Annotated in this window: 18 protein-coding genes and 1 pseudogene; 7 read left to right on the top strand and 12 right to left on the bottom strand. The window is 72.0% G+C overall.

Going from position 1 to position 18,670, the window contains the following annotated elements:
* Positions 1 to 160 precede the first annotated feature (160 nt).
* From ACFSE6_RS13530 to ACFSE6_RS13515, 4 genes are all read right to left on the bottom strand, one after another.
* Positions 161 to 2,512 carry a heavy metal translocating P-type ATPase gene (locus ACFSE6_RS13530; RefSeq protein ID WP_388008000.1) on the bottom strand — a complete coding sequence of 784 codons (2,352 nt, stop codon included), beginning with the start codon at positions 2,510 to 2,512 and terminating at the stop codon, positions 161 to 163.
* Positions 2,513 to 2,577: 65 nt separating this feature from the next.
* Positions 2,578 to 2,817 carry a heavy-metal-associated domain-containing protein gene (locus ACFSE6_RS13525; RefSeq protein WP_388007997.1) on the bottom strand — a complete coding sequence of 80 codons (240 nt, stop codon included), beginning with the start codon at positions 2,815 to 2,817 and terminating at the stop codon, positions 2,578 to 2,580.
* A gap of 72 nt (positions 2,818 to 2,889) precedes the next feature.
* The gene (locus ACFSE6_RS13520) at positions 2,890 to 3,171 is read right to left on the bottom strand and encodes a metal-sensitive transcriptional regulator (RefSeq protein ID WP_388007994.1); all 282 of its coding nucleotides are present in this window, start codon (positions 3,169 to 3,171) and stop codon (positions 2,890 to 2,892) included.
* A gap of 197 nt (positions 3,172 to 3,368) precedes the next feature.
* Positions 3,369 to 4,862 carry a hypothetical protein gene (locus tag ACFSE6_RS13515; RefSeq protein WP_388007991.1) on the bottom strand — a complete coding sequence of 498 codons (1,494 nt, stop codon included), beginning with the start codon at positions 4,860 to 4,862 and terminating at the stop codon, positions 3,369 to 3,371.
* Positions 4,863 to 5,015: 153 nt separating this feature from the next.
* Here ACFSE6_RS13515 and ACFSE6_RS13510 point away from each other — a divergent pair, with 153 nt between their 5' ends.
* A complete protein-coding gene (locus ACFSE6_RS13510; RefSeq protein ID WP_388007988.1) occupies positions 5,016 to 5,939 on the top strand; it encodes a Ppx/GppA phosphatase family protein in 924 nt (307 codons plus the stop codon).
* A gap of 58 nt (positions 5,940 to 5,997) precedes the next feature.
* On the opposite strand, the gene ACFSE6_RS13505 is transcribed toward ACFSE6_RS13510, so the two are convergent.
* Positions 5,998 to 6,645: a dihydrofolate reductase family protein gene (locus ACFSE6_RS13505; protein ID WP_388007985.1), complete on the bottom strand. Its 648-nt coding sequence runs from the start codon at positions 6,643 to 6,645 to the stop codon at positions 5,998 to 6,000.
* A gap of 156 nt (positions 6,646 to 6,801) precedes the next feature.
* Complete coding sequence (locus ACFSE6_RS13500; protein ID WP_388007982.1) at positions 6,802 to 7,578, bottom strand: Nif3-like dinuclear metal center hexameric protein; 777 nt, start codon at positions 7,576 to 7,578, stop codon at positions 6,802 to 6,804.
* 90 nt (positions 7,579 to 7,668) lie between these two features.
* On the opposite strand from ACFSE6_RS13500, the gene ACFSE6_RS13495 reads away from it, so the two are divergent.
* Positions 7,669 to 8,565 carry an aminoglycoside phosphotransferase family protein gene (locus ACFSE6_RS13495; protein ID WP_388007979.1) on the top strand — a complete coding sequence of 299 codons (897 nt, stop codon included), beginning with the start codon at positions 7,669 to 7,671 and terminating at the stop codon, positions 8,563 to 8,565.
* Between the two features lie 33 nt (positions 8,566 to 8,598).
* Here ACFSE6_RS13495 and purB read toward each other — a convergent pair whose 3' ends face one another.
* Entirely contained in the window at positions 8,599 to 10,041 is a 1,443-nt protein-coding gene (purB, locus tag ACFSE6_RS13490) for an adenylosuccinate lyase (protein WP_388007976.1), read from the bottom strand.
* Positions 10,042 to 10,205: 164 nt separating this feature from the next.
* Here purB and ACFSE6_RS13485 point away from each other — a divergent pair, with 164 nt between their 5' ends.
* The 5 genes from ACFSE6_RS13485 (at position 10,206) to ligD (ending at position 13,675) form a co-directional block, all read left to right on the top strand.
* Positions 10,206 to 10,343 carry an RDD family protein gene (locus ACFSE6_RS13485; RefSeq protein WP_388007973.1) on the top strand — a complete coding sequence of 46 codons (138 nt, stop codon included), beginning with the start codon at positions 10,206 to 10,208 and terminating at the stop codon, positions 10,341 to 10,343.
* 14 nt (positions 10,344 to 10,357) lie between these two features.
* Positions 10,358 to 11,035 carry a hypothetical protein gene (locus ACFSE6_RS13480; protein ID WP_388007970.1) on the top strand — a complete coding sequence of 226 codons (678 nt, stop codon included), beginning with the start codon at positions 10,358 to 10,360 and terminating at the stop codon, positions 11,033 to 11,035.
* A gap of 123 nt (positions 11,036 to 11,158) precedes the next feature.
* Positions 11,159 to 11,845 (top strand): hypothetical protein, encoded by a 687-nt coding sequence (locus ACFSE6_RS13475; RefSeq protein ID WP_388007967.1) that lies wholly within the window; start codon positions 11,159 to 11,161, stop codon positions 11,843 to 11,845.
* 63 nt (positions 11,846 to 11,908) lie between these two features.
* Positions 11,909 to 12,529, top strand: coding sequence for a histidine phosphatase family protein (locus ACFSE6_RS13470; RefSeq protein ID WP_388007964.1), 621 nt, complete (start codon positions 11,909 to 11,911; stop codon positions 12,527 to 12,529).
* Positions 12,530 to 12,715: 186 nt separating this feature from the next.
* Positions 12,716 to 13,675, top strand: a complete 960-nt coding sequence (ligD, locus tag ACFSE6_RS13465; protein ID WP_388007961.1) for a non-homologous end-joining DNA ligase — start codon at positions 12,716 to 12,718, stop codon at positions 13,673 to 13,675.
* A 233-nt stretch (positions 13,676 to 13,908) separates the two neighbouring features.
* On the opposite strand, the gene ACFSE6_RS13460 is transcribed toward ligD, so the two are convergent.
* The 5 genes and pseudogenes from ACFSE6_RS13460 to hemC all read right to left on the bottom strand — a co-directional run bounded on the left by ACFSE6_RS13460 (position 13,909) and on the right by hemC (position 18,660).
* Positions 13,909 to 14,289 (bottom strand): nucleotidyltransferase domain-containing protein, encoded by a 381-nt coding sequence (locus ACFSE6_RS13460; protein WP_388007958.1) that lies wholly within the window; start codon positions 14,287 to 14,289, stop codon positions 13,909 to 13,911.
* Between the two features lie 127 nt (positions 14,290 to 14,416).
* Complete coding sequence (gene hemL, locus ACFSE6_RS13455) at positions 14,417 to 15,760, bottom strand: glutamate-1-semialdehyde 2,1-aminomutase (protein ID WP_388007955.1); 1,344 nt, start codon at positions 15,758 to 15,760, stop codon at positions 14,417 to 14,419.
* Positions 15,761 to 15,788: 28 nt separating this feature from the next.
* Positions 15,789 to 16,766 (bottom strand): porphobilinogen synthase, encoded by a 978-nt coding sequence (gene hemB / locus ACFSE6_RS13450; RefSeq protein WP_388008432.1) that lies wholly within the window; start codon positions 16,764 to 16,766, stop codon positions 15,789 to 15,791.
* A gap of 177 nt (positions 16,767 to 16,943) precedes the next feature.
* Positions 16,944 to 17,642, bottom strand: a pseudogene (locus tag ACFSE6_RS13445) (uroporphyrinogen-III synthase); the annotation flags it as partial.
* Between the two features lie 10 nt (positions 17,643 to 17,652).
* Entirely contained in the window at positions 17,653 to 18,660 is a 1,008-nt protein-coding gene (gene hemC, locus ACFSE6_RS13440; protein WP_388007952.1) for a hydroxymethylbilane synthase, read from the bottom strand.
* Positions 18,661 to 18,670 lie beyond the last annotated feature (10 nt).

Raw genomic sequence — 18,670 nt, 5'->3', positions numbered from 1 at the left:
GCCGACGGCGGAGGCCGGCGGCACGTCCGTCCGGCCGTCGCGCGCTCCGGGGTGTCACTACTCAACCGAGTCCGGATGACGCGGGACCGACCGGTGCTCGACTCGACGGCGACGGCGACGTGAAGTGCCTGGCAGCTTGGCCGCCAACCGGCAGGGAGTGTCAGCCGGTCCGGCGCAGGCGCAGCGAGTTGGCCACGACGATGACCGAGCTGGCGGCCATCGCGGCGCCGGCGATCATCGGGTTGAGCAACCCGAGCGCCGCCAGCGGGATTGCGGCGACGTTGTAGGCGAAGGCCCAGAACAGGTTCTGCCGGACGATCCGCAGCGTGGCCCGGGAGATTCGCAGGGCGGAGGGAACGGCGCGCGGATCGCCGCGCATCAGGGTGATGTCCCCGGCCTCGATGGCCACGTCTGTCCCGGTCCCCATCGCCAGCCCGAGCCCCTGCCGGCCGGCCTGGGCGAGCGCCGCGGCGTCGTTGACGCCGTCGCCGACCATCCCGACGACGTGACCTGCCGCCTGGAGCCGCGCGACGACGTCGAGCTTGTCCTGGGGCAGGACCTCCGCGAGGACGTGCTCGCGGGCGATCCCGACCCGGTCGGCCACGTGCTCGGCCGCGGCCCGGTTGTCCCCGGTGAGCAGGTGCACGTTCACGTCGAGGCCGCGCAGCTCGGCGACCGCCACGGCGGCGGTCGGCTTGACCTCGTCGCGCAACACCAGGACGCCGTGGGCGCGCCCCTCCCACGCGACGACGACGGCCGTCGCCCCGGTTCCCTCGGCCTCGGCGTGGAGCCGGCCCACCGGGTCCTGCGGTCCCGCTCCGCCGACGCCCTGCGTGGTGAGCCAGCCTGGCCGGCCCACCAGCACCGTGTACTCGGCGCGGCCGAGTTCGACGGTCGCCGTGACGCCCTGCCCAGGGTGATTGACGAACCCGGACGAGCGGGGGAGCTGTCCGGAGCGGGCAGCGGCCGCCTCGGTGATCGCACGAGCCACCGGGTGCTCGCTGCCGGACTCGGCGGCGCCGGCGAGCCGCAGGACCGTGTCCGGGTCGTCGCCGTCGTGCGCAGCGGCCGGGGCGGCGAGGGCCGGGAGGGCGACGTCGGCCAGGCGCATGTGACCGGCGGTGAGGGTGCCGGTCTTGTCCAGCACCATCGTGTCGATCTGCCGGGTCGATTCGAGGATCTCCGGCCCTTTGATGACGATCCCGAGCTGCGCCGCCCGCCCGGTGCCGACGAGCAGGGCGGTCGGTGTCGCCAGGCCGAGCGCGCACGGGCAGGCGATGATGAGTACGGCGACGGCGGCGGTGAACGCGGCCGCCGGCGGATAGCCCAACACGAGCCAGGCGCCCACGGTGGCGGCGGCGAGCAGGAGCACGATCGGCACGAACACCGCGGAGATACGGTCGGCGATGCGCTGGACTGGTGCCTTGCCGGTCTGTGCACGCGTCACCATGCGGGCGATCTGCGCGAGCGTCGTCTGCTCACCGACCCGGGTGGCCCTCACCAGCAGGGACCCGGAGGTGTTGATCGTGGCACCGGTGACCTCGTCGCCGGCGGCGACGTCGACGGGAGCGGGCTCGCCGGTCAGCAGCGACGTGTCGACGGCGGAGGCCCCTTCGACGACGACGCCGTCGGTCGCGATCTTCTCGCCCGGGCGGACGGCGAAGAGGTCGGCGACCTCGAGCGCGGAGACGGGGATCCGCTCCTCCGTGCGATGCCCGCCGGCCATCGTGACGCGGGTGACGTCCTTCGCGCCCAGCTCGAGCAACGAGCGGAGCGCGTCCCCGGCCCGGCGGCGTGAGCGGGACTCGGTGTAGCGGCCGGCGAGCAGGAACGTGGCGACGACGGCGGCGACCTCGAGGTAGAGCTCCGGCGTCGCGGCATGGCCGGAGCGCGCGGGAAGCAGCGTCAGCTCCATGCGCATCCCGATCTCACCCGCGCCCCCGAGGGTGAGTGCCCACCACGACCATCCGGTTGCCGCCGCGATCCCGAGGGAGACGAGGGTGTCCATGGTGGACGCGCCGTGCCGTGCGGCACGTGCTGCGGATCGGTGGAACGGCCAGGCGCCCCAGGTCACGACGGGCAGCGCCAGGGCGGCCACCGCCCACTGCCAACCCGGGAACTGCAGGGCCGGGAGCATGGACAGCAGCACGACCGGCACGGTGAGCACGGCCGAGACGATCAGCCGACGGCGCAGGTCGGCGCCGCGATCGGCCGCTGCGGTGTCCTCAGCGGCGGGGTCCGCGGCGTCGCTCGTGCCGGTGACGCGGGCGACCCGGCCGCTGTAGCCGGCCGCGCTGATCGCGCCCAGGAGGTCGTCGACGTCGACCGGTTGCGAGAGGGTGACGCGGGCGGACTCGGTGGCGAGGTTGACCGTGGCCTCGGCGCCGGGGATCTTGCTGAGCTTCTTCTCCACCCGGGCCACGCACGAGGCGCAGGTCATGCCCTCGACGGCGAGCTCCACCTCACCCGCCACCCCAGGTGCCGAGTCGTCGATCGTGTGCCGAGTCGTCATTCCTGTGCCGAGCCGTCGATTCTGTGCTGAGTCGTCAGTTCTGTGCCGAGTCGTCGATCGTGTGCTCAGTGGCGAACGCCGGCGACGCGGTAACCGGCCTCGTCCACGGCCGCTCGGAGCTCGCCGTCGTCCACCGGGGCGTCGGTAATGACGGTGACGGGGGAGACGCCACCGGCCTCGAGCTGGACCGAGACCGCCGTGACCCCAGATACGGCCTCCAGCTCGCGGGTCACGGCTTCGACGCAGTGACCGCACGTCATCCCCTCGACGTCGACGACGGTGGTCCGGTTCTCCGCGCTGGTCATGTCAGCCTCCTTGTCGTGTCTGGTGGCCGTGGGACGGGACCCACGGCTGCGGGGGTGTCGGGAGCCGGGCGCTCAGGACCGCACCAGCCTGGCGATGGCGTCGGCAGCCTCGCTGACCTTCGCCTGGCCTTCGTCGTCCGAGCGCTTCGCGGCCTCGACGACGCAGCTGCCGAGGTGGTCCTCGACGAGCCCGATGCTCACCGACTGCAGCGCCTTGGTCACCGCGGAAACCTGGGTGAGGATGTCGATGCAGTAGACGTCCTCGTCGACCATGCGGGCGATCCCGCGCACCTGCCCCTCGATCCGGCGCAGGCGCCGGGCGTACTCCTCCTTGCTCTGGCTGTAGCCGTGCATGCGTGCTCCCTACTCGTCGGGCCGGAACGGGGCACGACTATACCCCTACCGGGTACTGGTGTGTACCCGTGCGGCATCGCCTCGGCGCCCCTCCTGGGCTGCGAGACGATTCGGCGCTCGCCGCGGTGGAAAGGTGTCGACGCGGGCGGCGTGATGAGGAAGCGGAGGCCGGTCAACGACGACCGGACGACCGGCGGCTAGCTCTCCGCCGCGTCCCGTCCCTGCCGCAGCCAATCCGGGATGTTGTCCTCGCTGCGCGGGTAGCGGCGCAGCTCCTCGGCGTAGTCCTCCGGCTCCGGGGGCGTGGTCCACTTCTGCTCGTTCGTGCGGTCGATGTTGAGGGTGAGCTTGCCGCTGCGCTCGAGCGTGACGAGGGCGGTGATCCACGCCCCCTTGCCCTCCTCGTAGCTTGCCTTCTTCATCTCGGCCAGCGCGCGACCGACGTCCCTCGGCAGGCCCTTGAGCGGGTGCTGCTTGTCGTCCTCGCCGGTGTAGACCGCGACGATCTCGCCGCGCCGCCCCACCATGCGGGCCAGCACGCGTGCGGACTTCCAGTCCGACGGCGCCACGTTCACCAGACCCTGTGCGACCCGTTGCAGGTGGGCCGCATGCTTGTTCATCGGGTTCGCGTCCGGATCGGCGCCCGCGGGGACGTTGATCCTCGGCGTGCCGACCGTCGCGGCCTGCTGCGTCCCTGTCGGCGCCATGGCCGCCGGCTGCCCCGGCCCTCCTGCGGCGTTCTCCTGGACCTTCTGGAGCTGAGACTCGCGGGCCCACGTCCGTGGCACCCGCTGGGCGTACTGCACGTTCGTCAGTTCGGGGAGCTGGACGGTCTTCTCGTAGACCCCGACATCCAGCTTGTCCATGCCGAGCTGCTCGGCGGTGATGGCGTTGTGCAGGAGCGAGGTGACGTGCGCGACCGTCTCACCCTCGGCGTTCGGCCCCTGATCGACCATGCGGACCGGGATGCCCTGCCAGGTGGCCGTGGCGTGCAGCTCGAAAATCTCGTCGGCGTCCTCGGCCGGGATCTTCTTCGCCCACATCCCCGCCTCGGTCCGGGTGAAGCCCTGCCCCTCCGGCTCGACGTGCGAGACGAGGGTGACGACGCTCGGCTGTCCATCCTCGTCCGTCGCCACGTCCGCGGCGAACGTGCCCGCCTCGGTCTTGGCGACGTGGCCGACCAGCTTCGACGGCGGGACCGCTCGGAAGACGTCCTCCTCGAGGTGGTTCTGCCATCCGAACGCCACCCCGTGATACGTGCCGATGAGCTGCGGCTCGTCCGCGTCCGGGGTGAAACGCCACAGTCGCGCTCCGCTCGGCAGTCGGGTGTGCTCGATCCACGAGAGCGGGACGACGGCGTCGCCGGCCGCGGTGAAGCCGGTCCCGCTGAACGGCGGGTGCTCGACGAAGGTTCCACCGGTGGCCTTCCGGCCCTCCTCGTCCACCCCGCCCGTCGCGGGGAGCACGACGGCGGTGGGTGAGGTGGGAAAGTGCAGGATGTCGATGGGGCCCTCGGGGGAGAAGGGTGTGCCCTCGAAGCCCAGTCCGTGCAGCTCGAACAGCCCGGCGGTGGAGGTCACCTCGGCGGCGTCCGCCGCCGGGACGACGTAACCCGCGACGCGGTCGAGCCCTTGCCCCAGGTACGCGGCGGACATCTGAGGCGTGACAGCCTTCTGCAGGATGGTGCTCATGGCGACGAGTCGAGGTCTCCGGTCGGGTATGCGTCTGCCTCGACTCTATGCCGTGCGGGCCGGGTGCGCCGATCCCCCGAAGGCCGGAGACGGGATGAGGACACCGGCGTGGGTGGCTGCGGGAATCCGGCGTCCGGGTTCTACGGTGCTGCCATGCGACTCGGCGTGCTCGACATCGGCTCGAACACCGTGCACCTGCTCGTCGTCGACGCGGCGCCGGACGCTCGTCCGCTGCCGGCGGTCGACGAACGGTCCGTGGTCCGGCTGATGCGGTACGTCGACTCCGACGGTGCCGTCACTGACCGCGGGGTGGCCGCGCTGACGACGGCGGTGCGCAAGGCGGTCAAGGCCGCCGCCAAGCACGACGTCGACGAGCTCATCGGCCTGGCGACCTCGGCGCTGCGCGAGGCGGTCAACGGCCAGGAGGTGCTCGCACGACTCAGCGAGACGGCCGGCGTTCCCCTCCAGGTGCTCAGCGGACCGGCCGAGGCCGAGCTCACGTTCCTCGCGGCGCGCCGCTGGCACGGCTGGGCCGCCGGTCGGCTACTTGTCCTGGACATCGGCGGCGGATCCTTCGAGGTGGCCCTCGGACTCGACGAGACGCCGGAGTACGCCGTCTCGGTCCCGCTCGGCGCCGGTCGGCTGACCAAGGAGTTCTTCCCGGACGACCCGCCGGCGTCCAAGCAGATCGACGCCCTCAAGGCGCACGTGAAGAAGACGCTCGCCCCGATCGCCAAGGAGTTGTCCGACCTGCCCGAGGCCGACCACGTGGTCGCGACGTCGAAGACGTTCCGATCGCTGGCCCGCCTCGCCGGGCACCAGGTCGCCGTCGTCGGCCCGGAGGAGCGGCGGCGGATGCGCCTCGCCGGTCTGAAGGACTGGACGCCGCGGCTGACGAAGATCCCGGCCGACCAGCGGATGGAGCTGCCCGGCATCACCCCGGAGCGGACTCATCAGATCGTTGCGGGTGCCCTGGTTGCTCAGCGCGCGATGAAGTCGTTCGGCATCGACGAGCTCGAGATCTGCCCGTGGGCACTGCGTGAGGGGGTCATCCTGCGCCGCATGGAACGGCTCTGAGCCGACCGACGACGATTCCGGCCGCGCGCCCACCGGTATCGCCGGGGCCGAATGGTCGTCAGTCGCGCCAGAAGAAGTGATGCGTCACGCCGCTGGGCGCGCTCACCTGTTCGTGCTCGTACCGGTCCGTGAGCTCCTCGGAGCTGTCCCACAGTCGGATGCCCTCGCCGAGCTCGATCGGCACGACGGCGATGTGCATCTCGTCGACCAGGCCGGCGTCGAGGAATTCGCGGATGGTCCTCACTCCGCCGCCGAGTCGCACGTCCTGGCCCTCGGCCGCGGCCTTGGCGCGGTCCGCGGCCTCCTGGGGCGTCGCGTCCAGGAAGTGGAAGGTGGTGTCGCTCAGGCTGAACGACGGCCGGGGGTGGTGCGTGAGCACGAAGACCGGGGTGTGGAACGGTGGCTCGTCACCCCACCAGCCCGTCCAGTCCTCGTTCTCCCAGGGTCCGCGCTGCGGGCCGAACTTGTTGCGGCCCATGATCTCGGCGCCGATGTTCCGGGTGTAGTCGCGGGAGATGTAGTCCTCCATCCCGCGGGTGCCGCCGGGATCGGTGCGATTGAGCCAGTGCGCGGTGGCGCCGAGCCAGAAGAAGAGATCGCCCGGGCTGACGTCGGAGCCGAAGGGTCGGTCCAGGCTCTGCTCGTGGCCTGCGCCGACGCCGTCAGCGGAGACGTTGATGCAGTGCACTCGGATGCGCTGGCTCATGACCGACCTTTCTGCTTGTTAGATGCAATCGGTCGGAGCGTAGCCGGATCCTCCAGATGCCGACAAGCGCCGACGGCGTGGGTCGGTGAGAGGGAGAATCCGGCGGTCAAGAGCGACCGGATCCTCCCTCTCGCTGCTCGGGCCTGGTCAGACGCGTCAGCGCACCGGGGCGTACGGGTCCGGGACGCCGACGAACTCGACCGGGACGTCGATGAACGTGCGCAGCCACCGGGCGCACGCGTCCATCCCGGCGGCCTCGGATGGGGCGTGCCCGACGACGACGAGCCCCTTCCCCAGGCCGAGCAGCGCCGCATCGGTCACGTACTGACCGACCTCCCACTCGTGCCCCTCGCCGATAACCAGCACGTCGGCGTCGGCCAGGGCGCGACGGTGGCGTTCGAAGCCGACGAACCCGGGCTGGACGGCGACCCGGTCGAGTCGCACGGGCAGATCGGGATCGCCGACGACGCGGGCGGCACCCGCCCCGAGCGCGTGGGCGACGTAGCGGGCGAAGGTGGCGAGCGTCAGCGGCGAGGCGCTGGGCGGATCGGCGTGCCCCGCGTCCAGTGCGGCGAGCACGCCGGCCAGGATCCCGTCCGGGTCCCTGTCGTGCCAGGCATCGTGGAAGCGCCAGACGACCAGGCCGTGTTCACGCAGGAAGGCCGTCTTCGCGGCGTGGACGGGGTCGCGCTCGGTGGCGAGCGCCGCGTCGTCGCCGAGGTGGTCGTAGAAGAGCGGCTCGTGCGTGACGACCAGGCCGCAGCCGCGGTCGACGGCGCCGCGCAGCGCGTCCACGGTCGGCATCATCACGGTTGCCACGCCTCTGACGTCCGTCTCCGGGTCGCCGAAGACGAACCCGTCGACGGTACGCCCACGCGGCGGGGCGCCCGTCTCGGCGAGGATGCGGTCGGTGATCTCGCGTGCGGTCGGCATGGAGTGATCCTGCCGCGGTGCCAGGGGTGGTGTCAGTCGAACGTCGCCGGCCCCGCACGCGCCGCCCGACCGTCGCGTTAACGTCGATCCATGGCTCGCACGCCTCCCGCTGAGGTCGACGTCGACGAAGAACTCGTCCGGCGCCTGCTCGCCGACCAGCACCCCGACCTCGCCGACCTGCCCCTCACGCGAACGGCCGCGGGCTGGGACAATGTCATGTGGCGGCTCGGCGACGCCTTGGCCGTGCGCCTCCCGCGCCGGCAGGTGGGTGCCACCCTGACCGAGAACGAGCAGCGGTGGCTGCCGGAGATCTTCGACCGCGTCAGTGCGGCGACGTCGGTCCTGCTTCCGGCGCCGCTCCGATACGGCCGGCCGACGGCGTACTATCCGTGGCACTGGTCCGTCGTCGTCTGGATACAGGGGCGCAGTGCCGCGACCGTGGCACCGCCGGCACGACGCCGGATCGCCGAGCCGTTGGCGGCTCTCCTGCCCGCTCTGCACGTGCCGGCGCCGGCAGACGCCCCGGACAACCCGTTCCGTTCCAGGCCGCTGGCCACTCGTGATGAGGTCGTGCGGGACCGCATCGGTGCGCTCGACCTGCCCGCGGCTCCCGCCCTGCTCGAGTTATGGTCCGACCTTGTCCGGACTGCGCCGTGGAGCGCGCCCGCCGTCTGGATCCACGGCGACCTGCACCCGCACAACCTGATCCTGGACGGGACTCGTCAGCTCACGGGCGTCATCGACTTCGGGGACATGACCGCCGGCGACCCCGCCACTGACCTGGCCACGGCGTGGATGACCTTCGATCGGTCGGCCCGCCGCACCTTCCGGGAGCACCTCGAGGGCCACTACGACGACGCCACCTGGCGCCGCGGGCGTGCCTGGGCGCTGAGCATGGCGACGGCGATGGTGACCATGTCGGACGACGACCCGGTGATCGCCGCCGTCGGCCGGCACACCTTCGAGCAGGTGCTCGAGGGCGACTGACCGCCCTGCGGCTGCTCCGCGGCCTGAGCGCGGTCAGTCGAGATGGTCCGCCACGAGCTGCGCGGCCAGCCCGGTGTACGAGGCAGGCTCCAACGCGAGCAGCCGCGCCGCGACGTCGTCCGGCAGTCCCAGCTCGGCGATGAACTCGCGCATCGCCGGGCCGTCGACGCGGCGCCCGCGGGTGAGCTCCTTGAGGCGCTCGTACGGATTGGCCATGCCGTGGGCGCCGGCCACCGAGGCCGCGCGCATGGCGGACTGGACGGCCTCGCCGAGGACCTCCCAGTTGCCGTCCAGGTCACGCGCCATCGCCTCGCCGTCGACATCGAGCCCCGCCAGGCCGCGCCGGACGTTGTCCAACGCCAGCAACGAGTGCCCGAACGCGCTGCCGATGTTGCGCTGGGTCGTCGAGTCGGTGAGGTCTCGCTGCAGCCGAGAGGTCACCAGCGTTGAGGCCAGGGTGTCGAACAAGGCGCAGGAGATCTCCAGGTTCGCCTCGGCGTTCTCGAACCGGATGGGGTTGACCTTGTGCGGCATCGTCGACGAACCGGTCGAGCCCTGGGCGGACAACCGCTGACGGAAGTAGCCGAGCGAGATGTAGGACCACACGTCAGTGGCCAGGTTGTGCAGCACGCGGTTGAATCGGGCCACGTCCGCGTACAGCTCGGCCTGCCAGTCGTGCGATTCGATCTGGGTGGTCAGCGGGTTCCACGACAGGCCGAGGTGCTCGACGAACGTGCGGGAGACCTCCTGCCAGTCCGTCCCCGGCACGGAGACGACATGCGCCCCGTAGGTCCCGGTGGCTCCGTTGAGTTTGCCGAGGTACTCGGCCGCGGCGACACGTTCCAGCTGACGGCGCAGGCGGCGGGCCAGGACGGCGAGCTCCTTGCCCAGGGTGGTCGGGGTGGCCGGCTGCCCGTGTGTCCGCGCCAGCATCGCCGCGTCCGCGTGCTCGCCTGCCAGAGAGGCGAGCGCGTCGACCACCGAGCGCGCGGCGGGTAGCCACACCTCGGTGACCGCGCCCCGGACCAGCAACGCGTAGGACAGGTTGTTGACGTCCTCGCTGGTGCAGAAGATGTGCACCAGTTCGGCCACACCCGGCGCCGACAGCGCGGTGCCCTCGCCCAGCACGGCCGGTGCCGCGTCGAGGCGGCGCCGGAGGAAGTACTCGACGGCCTTGACGTCGTGCAGCGTCTCCCGCTCGATCTCGGCCAGCTCGGCGATCTCGTCCGCGCCGAACGAGGTCACCACCGCGCGCAGGTAGTCCTTGTCGGCGTCGGACAGTATCGGGGCGCCCGGAACGGCCCCGGTGTCGGTGAGGTGGATGAGCCACTCGACCTCCACCTGGACCCGCGCCCGGTTCAACGCCGCCTCGGAGAGATGGTCGATCAGCGGGGCGACGGCGGAGCGGTAGCGGCCGTCCAGGGCGCCGAGGGTGAGTGCGGGGGTCACGGTGGACAGATCGACACGCTCAGGCATGACGGCATTGTTCCATCGAGCCGGGGTGGGCAGATCTCCCCATCGCCAAGGCTTCCGCCGGTGCGGTGTTTGCGGCACCCTGCGGGTGCGAGGTCGCCGGCAGGAGGAGCGGACGTGAGCACCGAGGAACCGGTGGCACCGACACCGACGGGCAGGTGGTCACGATGGCGCACGCCGTCGTGCGTGACGCGGCGAGCGTGGCGACCTGCCCGCTCGCTCTCAACTACTGGCCGGCTCTGGTCAACCGCAGCCACCGCACGATCGGGGATCTGGTGAGTGGGACCGCCGTCGTCTATGAGTGAATGAGAGTGATGCGATGAAGCCGACCGCGCCGTGGACTGATGCGGACACCGCTCGGCTCGGTGCCTGCCGGGCGCACGTCGACCTGTCCGCCGGCCGTCCGATCACCCCGTTCGTGGACGTCATGGCGAGCTTTCGGCCCCGGCACGGTGCGGACGAACAGCTGCTGGCGGCCGGCCCGTTCGAGCTGTACAACTTCCAGGCGCTGGGCGACGGGACGTATCAGCGCGGCGGTGCGCTCGCGGTCGGAACCGGCGTGCTCGGTGCCGCGGCGCTCGGTGCCACGCTCGCGGCGAGCGCCGTCGGCAATCACTCGCGCAAGAAGCGGGCCCAGGCTGACGCTGTGCCGCGGTGGGTGCAGATCGACGGCGGTCGCATCGTCGTGTCCAACTTCGGGTTTTATCTCGAGACGGGAGCCGGCCTGCTGCCCTGGAGTCTGACCGACCTCGACCAGATCGAGATGGTCGGCCCCGGACAGCTGCTCATGTGCGGAACTTCGATGCAGGGCACGATCCGCTGGATCCTGGCCTCGGACTGGGCCGAGCTGCTCTTCGTCGTGTGGACGCACGCGCTGGCGCCGCGACATCCCCAGCTCCTCGGTGGCGGGTGGCTGCCGCCCGGCTGGCTCGACCACGTCCGCAGCCATGGCTATGGGAGCGCTCTCGGCCCTGCGCCGGGACTGCTCGAGCAGTGATCCGCGCGTCCGCGGCACGGCACGACGGCGGCAGGACGTCGGCGTCGAACTCCACCGAGGGTGCACGCCCAGGCCGGGCACCGGCATAAAGTCGGCTGAGAGCCCGAGCACCGAGAGGACGAGATGAGCGACGCGGCGCACCTGTCGCCCTGGACGGAGGCGGACGCGGCACGCCTGGCCGCCTGCCGCGCCCACGTCGAACTGCGGAAGCAGCAACCGCTCACTCCGCCGCTGGAGGTCTCCGTCACCTTCCGCCCCGTCTTCGGCCCGGACGAGCTCATGCTGGCCGCTGGGCCGTTCGAACTGCTCAACTTCCAGGCCGTCGGCGACGGGTCCTACCGGCGCGGCGGGGCGTTCTTCCTGGGGACCGGTCCGGTCGGCCTGGCCGCGACCGGCGTCGTCGCGGCGGCCACGTACGCCACCAACAGATCCCGGAAGAAGAAGGCGCAGGCCGACGCCCAGCCCCGGTGGGTCAAGGTCGATGCCGGGCACCTCATCGTTTCCGACCGCGGCTTCTACCTCGACACCCCGTCCGCACTGCACGCGTGGAACTACGAGGACGTGCACCAGGTGGAAATGGCCGGCCCGGGCGAACTGCTCCTGGCGGGACGTTCGGCCAAGGGGCCGGTGCGTTGGATCCTGCGCTCGCCGTGGGCCGAACTGGTCTTCGTGCTCTGGGTGAACCGGTACCAGCCCCAGCATCCGCAGCTCGGCAGCGGAGCCTGGCTGCCACCGGGCTGGATCGAGCACGTCCGAGCCCACGGCAAGGCGGGGCCGGTCGAGGGCGCCGGACGGCTCATCGACCGGTGACCCGGGACGATGAGACGGCCGCGGAGCCGCGCAAGGGCAGCCGCGGCGTGACAGGCTCGAGGTGTGGAGGAACGGACGCGGACCGGCGAGATCGTTCTGGTACGGCACGGCGAGACGGAGTGGAGCAGAACCGGGCAGCACACGGGGCGATCGGACATTCCACTGACGCCGTACGGTGAGGACCAGGCCGCGAGCCTGCGCGCAGACCTGGACCGTCCGTTCGCCGTCGTCCTGTCCAGTCCGCTGGCACGGGCGCGCCGCACCGCCGAGCTCGCAGGCTTCTTTCACGCGACGAACACCGACGACCTCCTCGAATGGGACTACGGCGACGTCGACGGCGTCACCCACGACGACTACGTGATGCGCCGGGAGGCGGCCGGTCTCGGGGACTGGAACCTGTGGACCGACGGCGCGCCGGGCGGTGAGTCTCCGGACGACGTCGCGGCCCGGGCGGACCGGGTCATCGCCCAGGTGCTGCCCACGTTGACCGGCGAGGCCGGTGCTCGCGGTGACGTGCTCCTCTTTGCGCACGGACACCTGCTGTGCGTGCTGGCGGCCCGGTGGCTGTCCCGGCCGGCCTCGGCCGGGCAGGACGTCGTCCTCGACGCGGGCCACCGCGGCGTCCTCGGTCTCAAACGCGGACACCGCATCATCCGGCACTGGAACCTGCCGCCCGCTGCCTGACCCGGACGCCCCACGCGCGGAGAAAGTATGCCGAGCGAGCACCGCTCGTCGGAGAGCGTGCTCGCTCACCCGGGTCCTTGATCAGCGACTGCCTGCTCAGCGAGTGCCTGCTCAGGCCCCGGGAAATCGGCCGCCGGTACATCGCAGGCTCTCGCGCCAGGGCCCCGGCTGTGGTGAGGTGACGTCATGGCGAAAGGCAGCACGCCGTCGACCGAGCTCGAGGTCGGCGGGAGGACCGTGCGCATCACCAACCCCGACCGGGTCTACTTCCCTGGGCCGGGACACACCAAGCTGGACCTCGCCCACTACTATCTCGCCGTCGGCGACGGCATCGTGAACGCCCTGCGGGAACGGCCGTGCATGCTGCACCGCTACCCCGAAGGCATCGAGGGCGAGAAGGTCCACCAGAAGCGCCTGCCGCACGGCGCGCCGGAGTGGATGGAGACGGTGCGGGTGCACTTCCCCCGCTACAACCGCACCGCCGACGAGTTGTGCGTGACCGAGCTCGCCCAGGTGATCTGGGCGGTACAGATGTCGACCGTCGAGTTCCACCCGTGGAACAGCCGCCGGGCGGACGTCGAGAAGCCGGACGAGTGGCGCATCGACCTCGACCCGGGCGAGACGTGCGAGTTCGACACGGTCCGCCGGGTGGCCGGCGTGGTCCGCGAGGTCCTCGACGAGCTCGGCGCCACCGGGTTCCCCAAGACCACCGGCGGGGGAGGGCTGCACGTCTACGTGCGCGTCAGGCCCGAGCACGGTTTCCACGACGTGCGCCGCGCCGCGCTCGCGTTCGCCCGTGAGGTCGAGCGGCGTGCACCGGACGACGCCGAGACCACCTGGTGGCGTAAGGACCGCGATCCGGGGAAGGTCTTCGTCGACTTCAACCAGAACGCCCGTGATCACACCATCGCGTGTGCCTACTCGGTGCGCGGCAACCCGGATGCGCGCGTCTCGGCACCGTTGCGCTGGGACGAGGTGCCCGACTGCGAGCCGGGTGACTTCACCGTCGCCACGATGCCGGACCGATACGCCGAGGTCGGTGACCTGCACGCCGGCATCGATGACGCCGTCTTCGACCTGAACCCGGTGCTCGAGTGGGCGGAGCGGGACGAGGCCGAGGGCGAGGAGGCTCCGCCGGAGGAGTGACCCGCGGGATCAGACCCTGGGTTCGAGGTATTCGGCGATCTCCCGGGCGAAGGAGCGGTCGCGCAGATGTGCTGGGCGATGTCCACAGCCGCCTCGATCGCGGTGACAAAGCGGTACTTGACGCCGCTGAGCCACAACGGGCGGAACGTCGCGCCTCATCGGCACGGGCTTCGTGCTCGAGCAGCGAGAGGTCGTCCGAGATGCGGCGGAGCAGGCGCTGGACCCGGAGGTGGTCAGCCACGCAGGGTCTCCATGAACTCCCGGTGCGCACGCTCGAGCCGCGGCCTCTCGTCGAAGTAGATCTTGCGGGTCGTCGCCTCCCAGTGGATGCGCGCGTCGCGGTCCACCTCGAAGAGGAGTTTGCCCGACGCAGCGACCCGTCCCGCGAGCTCCAGCGGCGCGGTATCGAGCACCATGAGGTCGATCCCGGGCGGGAGAACGATGTCGAACGGGAGGATGTCCCGGCGGCCGAAGTACGCCGCGACGTCGACGTCGGAGTCCGGCCGGGCGGATCCGGTCGCCCGGCTTCCGTGCAGGTAGGCAAACTGCGCACCGGCGTCGCGCAGGGCGGCGATGGCAGCACCGTCGACCTGATCTTGTCCGACGTCGTTCATGCGGTTCAGTCTTTCACCTGACCCGGTGGCGGTCACGGCACGCCATCCAGTCGGCCCGGATCGTCGTCCCCCTGCCACTGCACGAGCCGTGTGGTCATGGAGATCACCGTAGACGTGCCCGGTGACGTCAGGCCGGATGGGCCGCTGCTGCCGCTCGAGCCGCACCCGGCAGAGCGTCGAGGATCGCCTCGACGGCGGCGTCGTCGTGCGCGGCGGAGAGGAACCACGCCTCGAACACCGACGGCGGAAGCGCCACGCCCGCCTCGAGCATGGCGTGGAAGAACGGCGGGTACCGGAAGGTTTCCTGGCCCTGCGCGCCGGCGTAGTCGCGCACGCCGTCACGGGCCGCGGCCTCGCCGAACATCACCGAGAACAGGTTCCCGGCGCGCTGGACCCGGTGCGGCACCCCGGCGCCGTCCAGTGCCTCGTGCGCGGCACCGGCCACGGTGTCGGCGACATGGTCCACGTGGGCGTACACGCCGTCGTCGGCCAGGCGCAGCGTGGCCAGGCCGGCCGCCGTCGCCAGCGGGTTCCCGGAGAGGGTGCCCGCCTGGTACACCGGGCCCGACGGCGCGAGCAGATCCATCACCTCGGCCCGCCCACCGAGCGCCGCCAATGGCATGCCGCCGCCGACCACCTTGCCGAAGGTGACCAGGTCCGGCGTCCACGGTCCCGCGCCGGTGGCCGACGGCTCGGCCCGGGACCGGGTCGCGGCGCCGTCGAGACCCCACCATCCGGACGGGCCCACCCGGAAGCCGGTGAGCACCTCGTCCAGGATGAGCAGCGCACCGTGCTCGGCGGTGATCCGCCGCAGCGCGGCATTGAAGCCCGGCTCTGGCGGCACCACGCCCATGTTGGCGGGGGCGGCCTCGGTGATGACGGCGGCGATCTCGGAGCCGCGCTCGGCGAAGACCTGCTCGACGGCGGCGACGTCGTTGTACGGCACGACGACGGTCTCGGCCGCCGTCGCCGCCGTGACCCCGGACGAACCCGGGAGCGAGAGAGTGGCCACCCCGGAGCCCGCCTCGGCGAGGAGCGCGTCGACGTGTCCGTGGTAGCAGCCCGCGAACTTCACGACCAGGTCCCGGCCGGTGGCCCCGCGCGCCAGCCGGATCGCCGTCATGGTCGCCTCGGTGCCGGTGGAGACCAGGCGCACCTTCTCCGCCGGCGGCACGCGGTCGCCGATCGCCTCGGCGAGCTCGATCTCCGCCTCGGTCGGCGCGCCGAAGGACAGGCCGCGTCGGGCGGCGGCCGTGACGGCCTCGACGACCTCGGGGTGGGCGTGCCCGAGCAGCCCGGGCCCCCACGACATGACAAGGTCGACGTATCGGCGCCCGGCGGTGTCGGTCACGTGCGGCCCGGACGCGGAGGCGAGGAAGCGCGGGTCGCCACCGACGGACCCGTAGGCGCGGACCGGTGAGTTCACACCGCCGGGGATGACGTCGCGGGCACGATCGAACAGGTTTGCCATGGTGGTCCTCTCTCTCGTCAGCCTCTCGTCAGCGCAGCCAGCCGGCCAGCTCGGTGGCCCAGTACGTCAGCACGACGTCGGCACCGGCCCGCCGGATGCTCAGCACCGACTCCTCGATCGCGCGGCGACGCTCGATCCATCCCTGGGCGGCGGCGGCCTCGATCATCGCGTACTCGCCGGAGACCTGGTAGGCGGCCACCGGGACCGGGGAGGCTTCGGCGACGTCGCTGAGCACGTCGAGGTAGCTCATGGCCGGCTTGACCATGACCACGTCGGCCCCCTCGACGAGATCGAGCGTCGCCTCGCGCAGGCCTTCCCGCCGGTTCGCCGGATCCATCTGGTACGTGCGCCGGTCACCCTGGAGCTGGGACTCGACGGCGTCGCGGAACGGCCCGTAGAACGCCGAGGCGTACTTGGCCGAGTAGGCGAGGATCGAGGTGTCGGTGTGGCCCGCGTTGTCGAGGGCCTGGCGGACGGCGAGCGTCTGGCCGTCCATCATCCCGCTGAGCCCGAGCATGTGCGCACCGGTCTCCGCCTGTGCCAGGGCCATGTCTTGGTAGCGCTCGAGCGTCGCGTCGTTGTCCACCCGCCCGGCGCCGTCGAGCACGCCGCAGTGACCGTGGTCGGTGAACTCGTCGAGGCACAGGTCGGACATGACCACCAGGTCGTCGCCGACCTCCTCGACCAGGGCGCGCAGTCCGGCGTTGAGGATGCCCTCGGGATCGGTGGCGCAGGATCCGACGGCGTCGCGCACCTCGGGCACGCCGAAGAGCATCAGACCGCCGACCCCTGCCTCGGCCGCCTCGGTGGCGGCCCGCCGGAGGGAGTCGAGCGTGTGCTGGACGACGCCGGGCATGGACGGCAGTGAGACCGGCTCGCTGGCGCGTTCCTTGACGAACATCGGCAGGACCAGGTCACGCGGATGCGTCCGGTGCTCGGCAAGCAGGTCACGCATGGCGGGCGTGGTGCGCAGGCGGCGGGGTCGTTCGGCGGGACCGGTGGACATGGCTGCTCCGTTCGGGGACGCGGTCGCGGGACGGGGGGCCGGAGCGGACGGGCCGGCACAGGATTGACGAGTCGGCACACGAGTGACGACTCGGCCGGAGGGGGAGGGCGGAGGATCGACGACTCGGCGCACACATGACGACTCGCTGGGGCGGGGGAGGGTAGCGACGACGCCGGCCGGGGTCTGCTCCGCCGCCACCTCGTGCACCGGCAGGCCTACTCGCTCGGCCGCCGCGGCGGTGACGGGTCCGATCGTGACGATCCGGACCGATTCGGGGACCGGACCGTAGGTCTGCGCCAGTGCCGCCGCCGCAGAACCCGAGGTGAGGACGACCGCGTCGATACGCCCGCCGTTGAACGCGCTCGTCACCGCAGGGTCCCGGGGGGCGGGCACGGTGTCGTAGACGGGCACGTCCTCTACTTGCCAGCCACGCTCGGTCAACCCCGTGGCGAGGGTCGCTGCCGCACGGGCCGACCGCGGCCACAGCACCCACCCCGCCCGATGCGTGGGCTCCGGCCACGCGGCGAGAAGGTCGGCCGCCGAGCTCGATCCCGTTGGGCGCAGGTCGACGCTCACCCCGGCGGAGGCCAATGAGTCCGCGGTGGCCGGTCCCACGGCGGCGACGGCCACGGACCGGGTCAGCTCGCCGAGGGAGGCGCCGACCGCCCGGGCGCGGCCCGCCAGGACCTCGACCGTCGTCGCGCTGGTGATGGCGAGCCACTCGGCGCCGGTCAGCAGCTCGAGCACGCCGTCCAGGATCTCCGCGGCCGCCGGCGCGGTGGTGATGAGATCGGCCGCCAGCACCCGGTGACCGGCGTGCGACAACGCGGCGACGAGTGGGTCCCCGGCGCGCGAGCGCGGGATCAGGACCCGCATGACCGCTTCCTCACAGTTCGGCGACCTCCGCCGCACCGTCCGCCAGCAGCCGGTGCGCGAGCCGCTGCCCGAGCCCCGTCGCGCGGTCCCACACCTGTCGATCCAACACCTCGGGTGTGGTCTCGGCCAGGGCGGCCACGTCGGCCTCCGCCGGGACCGTGGCCGAGTCCTCACGGACCACCGCCCGCGCACCGGAGGGGTCGAACACACCCGCGCGCAGGAAGAGCCGCGGCCCGTCGTCGGTCAGCGTGGCATGCGCCGCGACCGGTGCGGTGCAGCCGGCCTCGAGGGTGCGCAGCACCGCCCGCTCGGCGAGAACGGCGAGCCGGGTCGGGACGTGGTCGATCATCCGCAGCGCAGACCCGACCGGTCCTTCGAGGTCCGCCGTGCGGCACTCGACCGCGAGCGCTCCCTGCCCGGGAGCCGGGAGCATGACGTCCGGCTCGAGTGTCTGGCTCGCGCGGTCCAGCATCCCCAGGCGCGTCAGACCCGCCCGGGCGAGCACGACCCCGTCGAGGTCGCGCTCCAGGCGGGCGAGGCGGGTGCCGACGTTCCCGCGGATGTCGAGCACCTCCAGATCCGGCCTGGCCAGCCGTAGCTGTGCCGCACGGCGCGGAGAGCCGGTTCCCACCCGGGCACCGTGCGGCAGGCCCGCGAGATCGGCGCGCTCGCGGGTACACAGCACGTCACGCGGGTCGCCCCGGTGCGGGAGCGCCGCGATCGTCAGGCCCTCGGTCGGGAGGGTGGGCAGGTCCTTGAGCGAGTGCACGGCCATGTCGCACTCACCCGCCAGCAGGGCCTCACGCAGCGCCGCGGCGAACACTCCCGTGCCGCCGAGGCTCGACAGCGACGCGCTCGACCGATCACCCTCGGTCCGGATCCGCACCAGCTCCACCTCGCGCCCGGAGGCGGCGGCCAACGCGTCCGCGACGGTGGTCGTCTGGGTCATCGCCAGGTCACTGCCGCGGGTGCCGATACGCAACGGCGGCAGTGGCGTCGTCGAGGTCTGCGCAGTCACCGGACCAGTC

This window comes from Georgenia deserti (genome assembly GCF_042680605.1).
GTDB classification, from domain to species: Bacteria; Actinomycetota; Actinomycetes; order Actinomycetales; family Actinomycetaceae; genus Allobogoriella; species Allobogoriella deserti.
Note: the sequence above shows the minus strand (reverse complement) of the source record. Positions and strands in the feature narration are given on the sequence as shown.